Below are 13,922 nucleotides of genomic sequence, written 5' to 3'. Positions count from 1 at the left end.
TGCTGTCAGTCCTTGCCTGCGTCCTTCGTCTGTCCTATCTGCCCCTCAAAGCGGAGAGCCGAGATGAGCGAATCCCCCGAACGTGACGAACGCCACCTGGCGCGCATGCTGCGCAAGAAAGCGATCATCGATGAGCGCATCGCCAGCGCACCCAATGAATGCGGCCTGCTGGTGGTCCTGACCGGCAACGGCAAAGGCAAGAGCAGTTCGGCCTTTGGCATGCTGGCCCGGGCCATGGGCCACGGCATGCAGTGCGGTGTGGTGCAGTTCATCAAGGGGCGCAACGCCACGGGCGAAGAACTGTTCTTCCGCCGTTTCCCGGAACAGGTGCGTTACCACGTCATGGGCGAAGGTTTCACCTGGGAGACCCAGGACCGACAGCGCGACATCGCCGCAGCGGAAGCTGCCTGGGTGGTGACTCGGGAGTTGCTGCGCGACCCGGACGTCGGTCTGGTGATCCTCGACGAGCTGAACATCGCTCTCAAGCACGGCTATCTGGATCTGGACAGGGTGCTCAGCGACCTGCAAGCCCGTCCGCCCATGCAGCATGTGGTGGTCACCGGGCGTGGCGCCAAGCAGGAACTCATCGACCTGTCGGACACCGTTTCCGAGATCGCCGTGGTCAAGCATGCGTTCCAGGCCGGAATCAAGGCACAGAAGGGCATCGAGTTGTGAGTGAGCCGCGTCGCTGTCCTGCGGTACTGATCGCCGCACCTGCCTCCGGGCAGGGCAAGACCACCGTCACCGCCGCACTGGCCCGGTTGCATCGCAACCAGGGGCGCAAGGTGCGGGTGTTCAAGTGCGGGCCGGATTTCCTCGACCCGATGATTCTGGAGCGCGCCAGCGGCCACCCGGTCTACCAGCTGGACATGTGGATGGTCGGCGAGGACGAGAGCCGGCGCCTGCTGTGGGAAGCGGCGGGCGAGGCCGATCTGATTCTGATCGAAGGCGTGATGGGGTTGTTCGATGGCACTCCGTCCAGCGCCGACCTGGCGCGCCACTTCGGCGTGCCGGTGCTGGGTGTGATCGACGGCACGGCCATGGCCCAGACCTTCGGTGCCCTGGCGCTGGGCCTGGCGCGCTATCAGCCGGACCTGCCGTTTGCCGGTGTACTGGCCAACCGCGTGGGCACCGTGCGTCATGCGCAACTGCTAGAAGGCAGCCTGACCGAAGGTTTGCGCTGGTACGGCGCGCTCTCCCGGGAAACCGGGATCGAGCTGCCGAGCCGCCACCTGGGCCTGGTCCAGGCCAGCGAGCTGAACGATCTGGACGTGCGCCTGGATGCGGCCGCAGCCGCCTTGGCCAGCACCTGCGACGCGACCCTGCCGCCTGCCGTGACCTTTGCCGCCCCTGACGTCAAACCCGTTGAGCGTCTGCTCGACGGCGTGCGCATCGCCATCGCCCATGACGAAGCCTTCGCCTTTACCTACGGCGCCAGCCTGGATCTGTTGCGGGCGATGGGCGCCGAACTGTCATTCTTCTCGCCGATCCGCGACCGGCAATTGCCCGAGGCGGACAGCCTGTACCTGCCCGGTGGCTACCCTGAATTGCATCACCTGGCGCTGGGGCAGAACGTTTCGATGCTCAATGCCATTCGCGCGCACCACCGCGCCGGAAAACCCTTGCTGGCCGAGTGTGGCGGGATGCTCTACCTGCTCGACGCCCTGACCGATGTGGACGGCAAGCGCGCCGAGCTGGTGGGCCTGCTGGCGGGTGAAGCGGTGATGCAGAAGCGCCTGGCGGCACTGGCGCTGCAGTCGGTGGAGCTGCCGGAAGGCACATTGCGCGGGCACACCTATCATCATTCGCTGACCAGCACCGAACTGGCCCCGATTGCCCGCGGCGTGAGCCCCAACGGCGGGCGCGGCGCGGAGGCGGTGTACCGGGACGGACGGATGACAGCCTCCTATGTGCACTTCTATTTCCCGTCCAACCCCCAGGCGATGGCGGCGCTTTTGTTGCCATGAATAGCCCGGAATGCCAATCCGCCTTATCGCGATCCTGTGGGAGCGAGCTTGCTCGCGAAAGCGGCGCGTCAGGCGAAGTAGAGGGTTGGGTGTGCGGGCCTCTTCGCGGGCAAGCCCGCTCCCACAGGTTTAGCGTATGCCTGGATATGGAGAGCGTCCCATGACTGACCACGCCTTCAGCCCCGATGAGCGCGCCGCGGTTTACCGGGCCATCGCCGAGCGGCGGGACATGCGCCACTTCAGCGGCGGTTCGGTCTCCCCCGAATTGCTCGCCCGGCTGCTGGAGGCTGCCCATCAAGCGCCCAGCGTCGGCCTGATGCAGCCCTGGCGCTTCATCCGCATCAGCGACCGGGCCCTGCGCGGGCAGATTCAGGAGCAGGTGGAAGCCGAGCGCGTTCGCACGGCCGAGGCACTGGGTGAGCGTTCCGATGACTTCATGAAGCTCAAGGTCGAGGGCATCGGCGACTGCGCCGAGGTGCTGGTCGCCGCCTTGATGGACGATCGCGAGAAACACATCTTCGGGCGCAGGACCCTGCCGGAAATGGACATGGCGTCTTTGTCCTGCGCCATCCAGAATCTATGGCTGGCCGCCCGCGCCGAAGGGCTGGGCATGGGCTGGGTGTCGCTGTTCGAGCCGCAGGCACTGGCGGATCTGTTGAAAATGCCCGAAGGCTCCAAGCCGCTGGCGATTCTTTGCCTGGGCCCGGTGGAAGGATTTTACCCGGCACCGATGCTGGTGCTGGAGGGCTGGGCCCAGGCCCGCCCGCTGCAAGAGCTGGTATTCGAGAACACATGGGGAGTGGCTACATGAGTGTGGCGGTATGAGCGTGGCGTTGTTGAGCGTCGCCGGGGTTGCGCTGGATGCGCTGCTGGGCGAGCCAAAACGAAACCACCCGCTGGTGGCGTTCGGCCGGTTTGCCGAGCGCATCGAGCAACGTTTCAACGGCGCCGGTCGTGGCTGGCGCAGCCATGGCGTCACGGCCTGGTTCATCGCGGTGATTCCGCTGACGCTGTTGGCGACGCTTCTCAGTTGGCTGCCCTACATCGGCTGGCTGATCGAAGTGCTGGCGCTTTACTGCGCGCTGGGCCTGCGCAGCCTGGGCGAACACGTCGAGCCAGTGGCCCAGGCGCTGCGCGGCGACAATCTGGATGAGGCGCGCCGGCGCGTGGGTTATCTGGTCAGCCGCCAGACCTCTGAGCTGGACGCCACCGAAGTCGCCCGGGCGGCCACCGAGTCGGTGCTGGAAAACGGCAGCGATGCGGTGTTTGCCGCGATCTTCTGGTTTGCCGTGCTCGGCGCGCCGGGCGTGGTGCTGTATCGCCTGAGCAATACGCTGGACGCCATGTGGGGCTATCGCAACGAGCGCTTCGAGCGTTTTGGCTGGGCGGCGGCGAAGATCGACGATCTGCTGAATTACATTCCTGCACGCTTAGTGGCATTGACCTACGCGCTGCTGGGCAAAACCCGACTGGCCCTGCGCTGCTGGCGCACGCAGGCGCCGAAGTGGGACAGCCCCAATGCCGGTCCCGTGATGGCGGCCGGGGCCGGTGCGCTGGGCGTTGAGCTGGGTGGCGCGGCGATTTATCACGGTGAACTGCATCAGCGTCCGCAACTGGGCGAAGGCCAGCCTGCGGACGCCAATTCCATCGATCGCGGCTGGCAACTGGTGCAGCGCGGCGTGTGGCTGTGGCTGCTGATTCTGTGTCTGGGGGTTGAGTTCTATGCTTGAGCACGGCGGACGTTTGCGGGGTGCAATCGCGAAGTACGGAATCGACGAGGCCGACTGGCTGGACCTTTCCAGCGGCATCTCGCCGTGGCCGTGGCCGATTCCGCCGATCCCTGAATCGGCCTGGGCGCGGCTGCCGGAAACCGATGACGGCCTTGAGCAGTCCGCGCGCCTGTACTACGGCGCGCCCGACGTGCTGCCCGTGGCCGGCTCCCAGGCGGCGATTCAGGCGCTGCCGCGCTTGCGTCAGGCGGGCAAGGTCGGGGTGCTGTCACCTTGTTACGCCGAGCACGCCGAGGCCTGGCGCAGCAACGGGTTCTTGGTGCGTGAAGTGCTTGAGCATGAAGTCGAGCGGTTTATCGACGTGCTCGACGTGCTGGTCGTCGTCAACCCCAACAACCCCACCGGCTTGAGCCTGAAACCGACGCTGTTGCTGGAATGGCATGCCCGGCTGGCCGAGCGCGGCGGCTGGCTGGTGGTGGATGAGGCGTTCATGGACAACACTCCGGCGCTGAGCCTGGCGGCTGAAACCCAGCGGCCTGGGCTGATCGTGCTGCGCTCGTTCGGCAAGTTCTTCGGCCTTGCGGGTGTGCGCCTGGGGTTCGTGCTGGCCGAATCGCGGTTTTTGAAGGTGCTGGCGCGACAGATCGGCCCCTGGTCGGTCAGCGGCCCGACGCGCATCCTCGGCCAGGTGTGCCTTGACGATGCAGAGGGCCATCGCCTGCAACGCCAGCGCACTGGGCAGGCCAGCCAGCGACTGGTCGAACTGCTGACCCGCCATGGCCTGGCGCCCCAGGGTGGTTGCGCGTTGTTCCAGTGGCTGATCACGCCACGGGCGGCCGAGCTGCACGAGTTCTGCGCCCAGCGCGGTATTCTGCTGCGCATCTTCACCAGCAACAGCAGCCTGCGTTTCGGCCTGCCTCGCGACGAAGTCCATTGGCAACGCCTTGAGCAGGTGCTCGGCGAATTTCCACGGGAGGACGCATGACCGTGCAGGGCGAGACTCCCATGGCGCAGGGCGCGACGCTTATGGTGCAAGGCGCGACTCTTATGGTGCAAGGCACCACCTCCGACGCTGGCAAGAGCACGCTGGTGACGGCACTGTGCCGCTGGCTGACCCGCCAGGGCGTGCGCACGGTGCCGTTCAAGCCGCAGAACATGGCGCTCAACAGCGCCGTCACCGCCGACGGTGGCGAGATTGGCCGGGCCCAGGCGGTGCAGGCCCAGGCCTGCGGGCTGGAACCCCACACCGACATGAACCCGGTGCTGCTCAAACCCAACAGCGACACCGGCGCTCAAGTCATCATTCATGGCCGCGCGGTCACCACCATGAACGCAGTGGCCTATCACGACTACAAGGCCATCGCCATGCAGGCCGTGCTCGCCTCCCACAAGCGGCTCAGCGAAGCCTGGCCGGTGGTGATGGTCGAGGGTGCGGGATCGCCTGCGGAAATCAACCTGCGCGCTGGCGACATCGCCAACATGGGCTTTGCCGAAGCCGTGGACTGCCCGGTGCTGCTGGTGGCCGACATCAATCGCGGCGGTGTGTTTGCGCATCTGGTGGGTACGCTGGAGTTGTTGTCGCCCAGCGAACAGGCGCGGGTGAAGGGCTTCATCATCAACCGTTTCCGCGGCGACGTCGCCTTGCTGCAACCGGGCCTGGACTGGCTCGAGGCGCGCACCGGCAAACCGGTGGTGGGCGTGCTGCCCTACGTGATGGACCTGCATCTGGAGGCCGAAGACGGTCTCGATCAGCGCCAGACCGACAAGGCCGAGCAGGTGCTCAACGTGGTGGTGCCGGTGCTGCCGCGCATCAGCAACCACACCGATTTCGACCCGCTGCGCCTGCACCCGCAGGTGAACCTGCAATTCATCGGGCCGGGCCAGCCGATTCCGCCTGCTGATCTGATCATCCTGCCGGGCTCCAAGAGCGTGCGCAGCGACCTCGCCTATCTGCGCGCCAATGGCTGGGACAGCGCCATCCAGCGCCACCTGCGCTACGGCGGCAAGCTGCTGGGGATTTGCGGTGGCCTGCAGATGCTCGGCGAAAACCTGCACGACCCGCTGGGCCTCGAAGGCGCGGCAGGCTCGAGTGCCGGTTTGGGGCTGCTGGCCATGAGCACGGTGCTGGAGAAGGAAAAGCAGCTGCGCAATGTCAGCGGGTGCCTGACCCTGGAAGACGCTGACGTGGTTGGCTATGAAATTCACGCGGGCGTGACCACAGGTGCTGCGCTGGAAAATCCGCTGGTGCAGCTCAGCGATGGCCGATGCGACGGCGCGCGCAGTGCCGACGGCCAGGTGCTGGGCACCTATCTGCACGGGCTGTTCGAGAACCCGGCGTCGAGCAGCGCATTGCTGCGTTGGGCGGGCCTGGAAAACGTGCAGCAGGTGGATTACCACGCCCTGCGCGAACGGGATATCGAACGTTTGGCGGACCTGGTGGAGAAGCACCTGGACGGCAAACTGCTGCGTGAACTCTGCGGGCTGGAGAGCGCCTGATGCTGCAATTGATTCTGGGGGGCGCGCGCTCCGGCAAAAGCCGGCTGGCTGAAAAGCTGGCGAGCGAAAGCGCCCTTGATGTCATCTACATCGCCACCAGCCAGCCGCTGGATGGCGAAATGAACGAGCGGGTGGCGCTGCACCGAGAGCGTCGCCCGGACAGTTGGGGCCTGGTTGAGGAACCCCTGGAACTTGCTCGCGTATTGCAACAAAACGCTGCACAGGGCCGCTGCCTGTTGGTGGACTGCCTGACCCTGTGGCTGACCAATCTGCTGATGCTGGACGATCAGCCGCGACTTGCGCAGGAGCGCGACGCCTTACTCCAATGCCTGGCGACACTGCCGGGTGAAATCATTTTCGTCAGCAACGAAACCGGGCTGGGCGTGGTGCCCCTCGGCGAGCTGACCCGTCGGTATGTCGATGAAGCCGGCTGGCTGCATCAGGCGCTGGCCGAACGCTGCCAGCGCGTGGTGTTCACGGTCGCCGGACTGCCCATGACCCTCAAAGGATCCGCACTATGAGCAATGCCTGGTGGCTCGCGCCTGCCCGTGAAATCAACCCTGAGATCAGCGAGCAAGCGCTGGCCCGACAGCAGCAACTGACCAAGCCCGCCGGTTCTTTGGGCCAACTGGAAGCCGTTGCCGTGCAACTGGCGGCGCTGCAAGGGCGGGTCAAGCCTAAGGTAGATAAGGTCTGGATCGCGATCTTCGCCGGTGACCATGGCGTGGTCGCCGAAGGGGTTTCGGCCTATCCGCAGGCGGTCACCGGGCAGATGCTGCACAACTTCATCATGGGCGGCGCGGCGATCAGCGTGCTGGCGCGGCAACTGTCGGCGCAACTGGATGTGGTGGATCTGGGTACTGTGTCGCCGCTCAATCTGGCAGGGGTGCGCCACCTGAACCTGGGCGCAGGCACCGCCAACTTCGCCAAAGGCGAGGCGATGACCCCTGAGCAACTGGAAGGAGCGCTGGCCGGTGGGCGCGACAGCGTGCTGCGGGCCAAGGCTGCGGGCACCGAGCTGTTCATCGGTGGCGAGATGGGTATCGGCAATACCACGGCCGCCAGTGCGGTGGCCTGCTCGCTGCTGAACTGCCCGGCGCCGTTGCTGGTCGGGCCCGGTACCGGGCTGGATGCACAAGGGATCAATCACAAGGCTCAGGTCATCGAGCAGGCGCTGGCGCTGCACGCGCAGGTGTCCGGTGATGCGCTGGGCAGCCTGCGCGCCTTGGGCGGCTTCGAAATTGCGGCGCTGGCGGGGGCTTATCTGGCCTGTGCCCAGGAAGGCATCCCGGCGCTGGTCGACGGTTTCATCTGCACCGTCGCCGCGCTGGTGGCGGTGCGACTCAATCCATCGTGCCGCCCGTGGTTGTTCTTCGGTCATCGCGGTGCTGAACCGGGTCATCGCCACGTGCTGGAAACCCTGCAGGCCGAGCCGCTGCTGGAACTGGGCCTGCGCCTGGGCGAGGGCAGCGGGGCGGCGCTGGCGGTGCCACTGCTGCGCCTGGCGTGCGAGCTGCACAACGGCATGGCGACCTTTGCCGAAGCAGCCGTGGCGGATCGCCCGGCATGACCTTGCGTCTGGACTTGCTGCGCCATGGCGAAACCGAACTTGGCGGCGGCCTGCGCGGCAGTCTCGATGACGCACTGACCGACCTGGGCTGGCAGCAGATGCGCTCGTCGGTGGCCGAGCTTGCCCTTGAAGCACCCTGGGATCGCATCGTCAGCTCGCCTTTGCAGCGCTGTGCGCGGTTTGCCGAGGAGCTGGCCTTGAAACTTTCCCTGCCGTTGCAACTGGAGGCCGGGATTCAGGAACTGCACTTTGGTGACTGGGAAGGAATTGGCACCGCGCAATTGATGGAAACCGACGCCGAAGGCTTGGGGCGGTTCTGGGAAGACCCGTACAGCTTCACCCCGCCCAAGGGTGAGCCGGTGCTGGCGTTTGCCTCCCGCGTGCTTGGCGTGATTGAACGTTTGCAGCAGACGTGCGACGGCGAGCGAATCCTGCTGATCAGCCATGGCGGGGTGATGCGGCTGTTATCGGCCCAGGCCCGTGGGCTGCCCCGCGAGCAACTGCTGCAGGTGGTGGTCGGCCATGGCGGGCTGTTCGGTCTGGCGGTCGAAGCCGATGGCCGACTGACGGAGGTGTAGATGCTGCCGTTCTGGATCGCCTTGCAATTTCTCGGCAGCCTGCCGGTTCGTCTGCCCGGCATGCCGTCGCCTCAGGAGCTGGGGCGTTCGCTGCTGTTTTATCCGCTGGTGGGGGTGCTGTTCGGCTCGGTGCTGATGGCGTTGAACCTGCTGCTCGAAGGTACGCCGCAGTTCCTGCATGCCGCGCTGTTGCTGGCGGCCTGGGTGCTGCTCAGCGGCGGCTTGCACCTGGATGGCCTGGCTGACAGTGCCGACGCCTGGCTGGGCGGCTTTGGCGATCGCGAGCGCACGCTGACCATCATGAAAGACCCACGCAGCGGACCGATTGCGGTGGTGACCCTGGTCATCGTGCTGTTGCTCAAGTTCACGGCCTTGCTGGCGTTGGTCGAAACCCGGCACGGCATTGGGCTGCTGTTAGCGCCGGTGATTGGCCGCGCGGCGATGCTGGGGCTGTTCATCAACACGCCTTACGTACGCGCAGGCGGGCTGGGGCAGGCGCTGGCGGACCATTTGCCACGTACCCTGGGTGTTCAGGTGCTGGGCGTGACCGCACTGGGTTGCGTGCTGGTGTCGGGCTGGGCCGGGCTGTGGGCCGTACTGATGGCGACGGTAGGCTTTTTCTGGCTGCGGCAGGTGATGATCCGCCGCCTGGGCGGCTGCACCGGCGATACGGCCGGGGCGATGCTGGAGTTGCTCGAAGTGCTGGTGTTGGTGGGGTTGGCGCTGATCCAGCGTTGAATCCATATAGATGATTCGGTCTCGGTACGAACTGTGGGAGCGAGCTTGCTCGCGAAAGCGGACCATCAGTTATTGATGCTGTGTCTGACACGACGCTTTCGCGAGCAAGCTCGCTCCACAGAAGCTCCGTCACTTCAATCGGGCGATCAGTGCCTTGGCTGCTGCTTCCGACGAGGCCGGGTTCTGGCCGGTGATCAGCAGGCCGTCTTCGCGGACGTAGGAGGCCCAGTCAGGGCCTTTTGAATAGTTGGCGCCTTTTTCCTTGAGCATGTCTTCCACCAGAAACGGCACGACGTCTGTCAGGCCGACGGCATCTTCCTCGCCATTGGTAAAACCCGTGACGTCCTTGCCCGCCACCAGCGGCTTGCCATCGGCGCCCTTGACGTCACGCAGCACCCCCGGCGCGTGGCACACCAGGGTCACCGGTTTGCCAGCCGCATAGGTGGTTTCGATCAGGCGTATCGAGTGGGCATCGCTGGCCAGGTCCCACATCGGACCATGGCCGCCAGGATAGAAGATCGCGTCGAAGCCTTCGTGCGTCACCTCGCTCAGCTTGCGAGTCGCGGCCAGTTGCGAGGTAGCAGCGCTGTCCTTCTGGAAGCGGCGAGTGGCCTCGGTCTGGAAGTCAGGCTCGTTGCTCTTGGGGTCCAGCGGCGGCTGTCCGCCCTTGGGGGAAGCCAGTACCAGTTCGGCACCGGCGTCCTTGAACACGTAATAGGGCGCGGCCAGTTCTTCGAGCCAGAAACCGGTTTTCTTGCCGGTGTTGCCCAGTTGATCGTGAGATGTCAGCACTATCAGGATTTTCATCGCGTGGCCTCCTGTCGGTGGGGCGTTGCTTTGGGACGTTTGACTATAGTTGCCCCGCGTGGCCGCGACGGACTATCTGCTGTGCGGCTAGGCATCCGTCGTGGCAGGGAGTAGCGTGTGTGGCTATCAACCGATTTCCTGCATTGAATGGATGCCGCCATGAGAACTCGCTGGATCTGTCTTCCTCTGCTTCTGCTCGCCGCCAGTGGCGCGGCCATGGCGGCCGATTGCCCACCGTTGCTTGAGGGGCAACTGCCCAAGCTTCGCGCCAAACAGGATATCGACCTGTGCAAGCAGTTCGCGGGCAAGCCGATGCTGGTGGTCAACACGGCCAGCTTCTGTGGTTTCGCGCCGCAGTTCAAAGGGCTGGAAGCGCTAAACCAGCGGTTCAAGGGGCAGGGCCTGGAGGTGTTGGGCGTGCCTTCCGATGACTTCAAGCAGGAATCCAACGATGCGGCCGAGACGGCCAAGGTCTGTTATGTGAATTACGGCGTGACCTTCACCATGACCGAACCGCAGCCGGTGCGGGGATCGGATGCGATTCATCTGTTCCGGGTGCTGGCCGAGCAGAGCAATGCACCGCGCTGGAATTTCTATAAATATGTGGTGGATCGCAAGGGCAATGTGATCGCCAGTTTCAACAGCAGGACCACGCCGGACGATCCCGAGCTGATTTCGGCGGTAGAGAAGGCGATTGCGTCGAAGCCTTGATCACAAGTACACCAATCACCCGTAGCAGCACGGCTTGCCGGCGGGAGCGATCTCAAGGCCGCCGTCGCGGGCAAGCGCGCTCCTACAGAGCAGGCGCCACATTCCCGTAGCAGTCCGGCTTGCCGGCGTCGGCGATCTTGAGGCCGTGGCGATGCTGTATGCGATGCATAAACGAAAAACCCCGCATCCATCGCTGGCTGCGGGGTTTTCTGTCTGGCGAACCGGTGTTGGCCGGCTCCGCCAACTGCATCAGAAGCGGTAGGTCAGGCCCAGGCCGAAGCCGTTGGCGCTGTTTTCGTACTTGGCGTTGTACGTTTGACCCAGTGCACTTGCGTTGCGAACCTTGACGTCTTCTTCTTTCAGGTACGAGTACGCCACGTCGATGGTGATGTCTTCGGTCGGGCTGTAGCCGGCACCCAGGGAGAAGATGGTGCGGTCGCCAGTCGGGATGCGTGGCGAGCGGTTTTCGTTGTTGGTTGGCGACTGGTCGAAGGTCAGGCCGGTACGCAGTACCCACTGCTTGTTCAACTGGTACGAAGTACCCAGGGCGTAGGCCCAGGTGTCGTGCCAGTTCTGCTCTTCAGTGATGGTGCCGAACAGGCGAGGGGCCAGGGCACCGCCGCTGACGCCGGAGTTCTTCACGGTGATGTCTTCCAGACGGCTCCAGCGGGTCCAGGTAGCGCCTGCGTAGACTTTCCACGCATCGTTCATCGCCTGGGTGACCGAGAAGTCCACCGACTCAGGGGTGTCCAGGTTCAGCTTGGCGTCGTAGCGGCCGGCGCTCAGGAGGGCAGGTGGAACGCCCGAGCCTGGGTTGATCTCGGTGTGGCCCTCGAGCTTGTAGGTCACTTTGGAGTGGTAGGTCAGGCCGACGGAGGTGCTGTCGGTGGCCTGGACGAGGATACCGGCGTTGAAGCCGTAGCCTACGTCGTCGCCCTTGACCTGAACGCGGCCGTCACCGGCGCCACGGCCTGTGATCGGGGCGGTCACGCCGCTGAGGTTCAGGGTCGATTCCAGCGCACCGGAAATACGGTTGATGGTCGGACCGAAACCGATCGATACCTTGTCGTTGAAGGCATAGCTGACGGTCGGCTGGAAGGTCACGACCTTGACGATGCTCTTGCTGCCGAAGTTGCGGCCCTGGAAGCCGTTCTCGTAGTCGGTGACCAGGCCGTACGGCGCATAGACGCCCAGGCCGAATGCCCAGTGCTCATCGACCGGGTTGACGTAGAAACCCATAGGCACGGCGGTGAAAGGCACCATGTCGCCTTTGTTGGAACCGCTGCTCCGGCCGCTGGTGTCGGAGATGTCAGTCTTGGCGTCAATCGCAGCCACGCCCACAGTCACTTGCTGGCGTTTGAGGCGCGACATGCCCGCCGGGTTGCCATAGACCGTGCTTGCGTCGTCGGCGGCAGAAGAACGACCCGCATAACCGGTACCCATGCCGCTGATGCTTTGCTCGTTAAGGGCAAAACCGGAAGCGAAGATTTGGGTGGAGGCGAGAGTGATGGCGAGACTGAGGCTGGATTTGATCATTGTTTTTTTCATTGTTAGAACTCCTTGTTGATCACCGCGCGAAAATTACCAACATTTTTCATAACGCGCTATAGGCTGGATCACCCGAGATAGAGCAGTTTTTGTAGGACAATCCGGGAAAAGTGTTGCGATCTCCAGCGAAACCGCCGGGTCACAAAATGGCTGGTTCGGCCTGATACAAAGGGCGAACCGAGGTTTGCCAGGCGGTGGTGAATTGCTGCAAGTTGCCACCGGGTTGAAATATCCTGCGCCAAATGCGGGCCATGCCCAGCAGGTCGTCTTCAGCCGGCAGGGTGAGGTGGCTGGCTTCGACCATCAGCCAGGCGATTGCAGTGGAGTAACGCAGGTTCACGGTCAGTTCCAGATCAGGCCCGCTGAGGAACGCATGCTGGCTGGCGAGCCCGCGGACCAGGCTGGCCAGGTCGGGGTCTCGCGCCAGGTAGCTGTCCCAGAGTTTGTAATGGAGCGTGTCGGAGATGCTGTAGAGTCCGTGGCCGCGCTGGCTGTCGAGTTCGGCGCCCAGGGCAGACTGGCTGGCGGCCACGGCGAGCAGGAAGAGCTCCGCGCCTGGCGTATGGCGGCCGAGATAGACCAGCGTGGGGCGGATCACATATCGGCACAGTTCACTGGCAGCAATTCCCATGACACCCTCGGGAAGTAAATGAGCCGGCGGACCCTGGTGCTTGGCAGCGGTGATGGAATCGGGCCCACCGGAAGCGGCTCAGACCGCTTGACTTGAAGTGTAGTGTCATATTTGCGGTGTAAAGGGCTGTTTTTACAATATTTCCCGATTTCGACCTGTGCCCATATAGCGGACAGCGATTAGCCGTGACAGATTTTCATAAGGAAAACAGACACAAAAAAGCCCCACCGTTTGAGGGTGAGGCTGGGGGGCGTCTGGATTTTCGCCGACGAACGGTATCAGGCGGTCAGTGCCTGGCGCGTACGGTCAATCACGGCCTGCAGCGGTTCTGCGCTGGAGTACTGGTCCGGGTACAGGCGTTCGCTGTGCCGGGCGATGCCGTGTTCATTGACGATGGTGAAGCTGAAGCAGCCTTTGCGCGCGGCCATGATCAGGCAGTTCATTGGAGCAAAAGCGTTGGTGAGGGTGCGGATGGCATCCTGAGTCTGGATATGAGTAGTCATGTAAGTGTTCCTGAATCGACACGCAATAGAGGCGTGCAAAATGAAAACGTTCCAGTAAACGCGGGCCGATGCTCGAATGCGAGTCAGGGCAGGGCGCAGAACCTGTCTGGAACAAAAACAGCGAGTTCAGGCGCGCTTCTCATATGGCGCCGGGCTAGCTGGTAGGTACTTCGGAGGGCAGGCGACACAACAGGAGCAAAGGTTCGATGCTCGGGGTGAGGATCCTGATCAATTTGCAGGCTGGTTTGAGCAGGCCACGTTGAACTCGACGCCTGCAATCAGAAGGCAGTGCGTGAGTGAGTGTCTGGAAACCATCGAGGTGGTCGATCCCTTTTTTTGACCCGTTTGCTCAACCGGCAAAGCGTGATCGGGGATTTGTTCGACCAGAATTGACTTTCAGCTTGGTACTAACGGGGCGCACTTTATCCACCCACTGACACAATTGCAAGCTTTAATTGGAACCGTTTGTCAACCCGGGCATGGCAATTGTGTCGTTCAGTTGTGATTCAGCGCTCAGGTCGTACCTTCATTTTGAAGCGCCAGCGGCAGCTTGGGATGGCGTTTTGCCGGTTTTTCGCTGCACAAGAGCTGAAACGCACTTTTTTCCACAGGCTTTATAGCGATTGGAAATTGACTTGTGCAC

General features: G+C 63.6%; 15 protein-coding genes. 11 read left to right on the top strand and 4 right to left on the bottom strand.

Translation table 11 applies throughout. The features are described from left to right. Nucleotides 1–63: 63 nt before the first annotated feature. From cobO to ACIPO9_RS19210, 10 genes are all read left to right on the top strand, one after another. Nucleotides 64–675 (top strand): cob(I)yrinic acid a,c-diamide adenosyltransferase, encoded by a 612-nt coding sequence (gene cobO, locus ACIPO9_RS19255; protein WP_400782836.1) that lies wholly within the window; start codon nt 64–66, stop codon nt 673–675. Then, nucleotides 672–1,967, top strand: a complete 1,296-nt coding sequence (locus ACIPO9_RS19250) for a cobyrinate a,c-diamide synthase (RefSeq protein ID WP_400782835.1) — start codon at nt 672–674, stop codon at nt 1,965–1,967. The genes cobO and ACIPO9_RS19250 overlap by 4 nt, the downstream gene beginning before the upstream one ends. Before the next feature lie 160 nt (nt 1,968–2,127). Continuing rightward, nucleotides 2,128–2,778, top strand: a complete 651-nt coding sequence (gene bluB / locus ACIPO9_RS19245) for a 5,6-dimethylbenzimidazole synthase (protein WP_400604213.1) — start codon at nt 2,128–2,130, stop codon at nt 2,776–2,778. A 10-nt stretch (nt 2,779–2,788) separates the two neighbouring features. Continuing rightward, on the top strand, nt 2,789–3,697 hold the full coding sequence (cbiB, locus tag ACIPO9_RS19240; protein WP_400782833.1) for an adenosylcobinamide-phosphate synthase CbiB: 909 nt from the start codon (nt 2,789–2,791) through the stop codon (nt 3,695–3,697). Beyond that, the gene (gene cobD / locus ACIPO9_RS19235; RefSeq protein ID WP_400782830.1) at nt 3,690–4,682 is read left to right on the top strand and encodes a threonine-phosphate decarboxylase CobD; all 993 of its coding nucleotides are present in this window, start codon (nt 3,690–3,692) and stop codon (nt 4,680–4,682) included. The genes cbiB and cobD overlap by 8 nt, the downstream gene beginning before the upstream one ends. A gap of 41 nt (nt 4,683–4,723) precedes the next feature. Further along, nucleotides 4,724–6,193 (top strand): cobyric acid synthase, encoded by a 1,470-nt coding sequence (locus tag ACIPO9_RS19230; RefSeq protein WP_400783024.1) that lies wholly within the window; start codon nt 4,724–4,726, stop codon nt 6,191–6,193. Beyond that, on the top strand, nt 6,193–6,714 hold the full coding sequence (cobU, locus tag ACIPO9_RS19225; RefSeq protein WP_400782828.1) for a bifunctional adenosylcobinamide kinase/adenosylcobinamide-phosphate guanylyltransferase: 522 nt from the start codon (nt 6,193–6,195) through the stop codon (nt 6,712–6,714). The genes ACIPO9_RS19230 and cobU overlap by 1 nt, the downstream gene beginning before the upstream one ends. Beyond that, the gene (gene cobT / locus ACIPO9_RS19220) at nt 6,711–7,763 is read left to right on the top strand and encodes a nicotinate-nucleotide--dimethylbenzimidazole phosphoribosyltransferase (protein WP_400782826.1); all 1,053 of its coding nucleotides are present in this window, start codon (nt 6,711–6,713) and stop codon (nt 7,761–7,763) included. Before cobU ends, cobT begins: the two co-directional genes overlap by 4 nt. Beyond that, nucleotides 7,760–8,341 carry an alpha-ribazole phosphatase family protein gene (cobC, locus tag ACIPO9_RS19215; protein WP_400782824.1) on the top strand — a complete coding sequence of 194 codons (582 nt, stop codon included), beginning with the start codon at nt 7,760–7,762 and terminating at the stop codon, nt 8,339–8,341. The genes cobT and cobC overlap by 4 nt, the downstream gene beginning before the upstream one ends. Continuing rightward, nucleotides 8,342–9,079, top strand: coding sequence for an adenosylcobinamide-GDP ribazoletransferase (locus ACIPO9_RS19210; RefSeq protein ID WP_400782822.1), 738 nt, complete (start codon nt 8,342–8,344; stop codon nt 9,077–9,079). Between the two features lie 129 nt (nt 9,080–9,208). Here the strand turns inward: ACIPO9_RS19210 and ACIPO9_RS19205 are convergent, their stop codons facing one another. After that, on the bottom strand, nt 9,209–9,886 hold the full coding sequence (locus ACIPO9_RS19205; RefSeq protein WP_400782820.1) for a type 1 glutamine amidotransferase domain-containing protein: 678 nt from the start codon (nt 9,884–9,886) through the stop codon (nt 9,209–9,211). A 159-nt stretch (nt 9,887–10,045) separates the two neighbouring features. Here ACIPO9_RS19205 and ACIPO9_RS19200 point away from each other — a divergent pair, with 159 nt between their 5' ends. Then, nucleotides 10,046–10,597 carry a glutathione peroxidase gene (locus ACIPO9_RS19200; RefSeq protein ID WP_400782818.1) on the top strand — a complete coding sequence of 184 codons (552 nt, stop codon included), beginning with the start codon at nt 10,046–10,048 and terminating at the stop codon, nt 10,595–10,597. A 249-nt stretch (nt 10,598–10,846) separates the two neighbouring features. Here ACIPO9_RS19200 and ACIPO9_RS19195 read toward each other — a convergent pair whose 3' ends face one another. From ACIPO9_RS19195 to ACIPO9_RS19185, 3 genes are all read right to left on the bottom strand, one after another. Further along, entirely contained in the window at nt 10,847–12,145 is a 1,299-nt protein-coding gene (locus tag ACIPO9_RS19195; RefSeq protein WP_274135383.1) for an OmpP1/FadL family transporter, read from the bottom strand. A 139-nt stretch (nt 12,146–12,284) separates the two neighbouring features. After that, a complete protein-coding gene (locus tag ACIPO9_RS19190; RefSeq protein WP_400782816.1) occupies nt 12,285–12,776 on the bottom strand; it encodes a hypothetical protein in 492 nt (163 codons plus the stop codon). 278 nt (nt 12,777–13,054) lie between these two features. Continuing rightward, nucleotides 13,055–13,279: a hypothetical protein gene (locus ACIPO9_RS19185; protein ID WP_274135385.1), complete on the bottom strand. Its 225-nt coding sequence runs from the start codon at nt 13,277–13,279 to the stop codon at nt 13,055–13,057. Nucleotides 13,280–13,922: the final 643 nt, after the last annotated feature.

Source organism: Pseudomonas sp. NPDC090203 (assembly GCF_044746765.1).
Taxonomy (GTDB): Bacteria; Pseudomonadota; Gammaproteobacteria; order Pseudomonadales; family Pseudomonadaceae; genus Aquipseudomonas; species Aquipseudomonas putida_AD.
This window is presented reverse-complemented; position numbering and strand designations above follow the sequence as displayed.

Excerpts from the sequence above, each read along its gene's own strand:
- ACIPO9_RS19195 (WP_274135383.1), bottom strand. The coding sequence starts at position 12,145 with ATGAAAAAAACAATGATCAAATCCAGCCTCAGTCTCGCCATCACTCTC.
- ACIPO9_RS19200 (WP_400782818.1), top strand. The coding sequence starts at position 10,046 with ATGAGAACTCGCTGGATCTGTCTTCCTCTGCTTCTGCTCGCCGCCAGT.
- ACIPO9_RS19190 (WP_400782816.1), bottom strand. The coding sequence starts at position 12,776 with ATGGGAATTGCTGCCAGTGAACTGTGCCGATATGTGATCCGCCCCACG.
- ACIPO9_RS19230 (WP_400783024.1), top strand. The coding sequence starts at position 4,724 with ATGGTGCAAGGCGCGACTCTTATGGTGCAAGGCACCACCTCCGACGCT.
- cobU (WP_400782828.1), top strand. The coding sequence starts at position 6,193 with ATGCTGCAATTGATTCTGGGGGGCGCGCGCTCCGGCAAAAGCCGGCTG.
- cobD (WP_400782830.1), top strand. The coding sequence starts at position 3,690 with ATGCTTGAGCACGGCGGACGTTTGCGGGGTGCAATCGCGAAGTACGGA.
- ACIPO9_RS19205 (WP_400782820.1), bottom strand. The coding sequence starts at position 9,886 with ATGAAAATCCTGATAGTGCTGACATCTCACGATCAACTGGGCAACACC.
- cobO (WP_400782836.1), top strand. The coding sequence starts at position 64 with ATGAGCGAATCCCCCGAACGTGACGAACGCCACCTGGCGCGCATGCTG.
- cbiB (WP_400782833.1), top strand. The coding sequence starts at position 2,789 with ATGAGCGTGGCGTTGTTGAGCGTCGCCGGGGTTGCGCTGGATGCGCTG.
- ACIPO9_RS19185 (WP_274135385.1), bottom strand. The coding sequence starts at position 13,279 with ATGACTACTCATATCCAGACTCAGGATGCCATCCGCACCCTCACCAAC.
- cobT (WP_400782826.1), top strand. The coding sequence starts at position 6,711 with ATGAGCAATGCCTGGTGGCTCGCGCCTGCCCGTGAAATCAACCCTGAG.
- cobC (WP_400782824.1), top strand. The coding sequence starts at position 7,760 with ATGACCTTGCGTCTGGACTTGCTGCGCCATGGCGAAACCGAACTTGGC.
- bluB (WP_400604213.1), top strand. The coding sequence starts at position 2,128 with ATGACTGACCACGCCTTCAGCCCCGATGAGCGCGCCGCGGTTTACCGG.
- ACIPO9_RS19210 (WP_400782822.1), top strand. The coding sequence starts at position 8,342 with ATGCTGCCGTTCTGGATCGCCTTGCAATTTCTCGGCAGCCTGCCGGTT.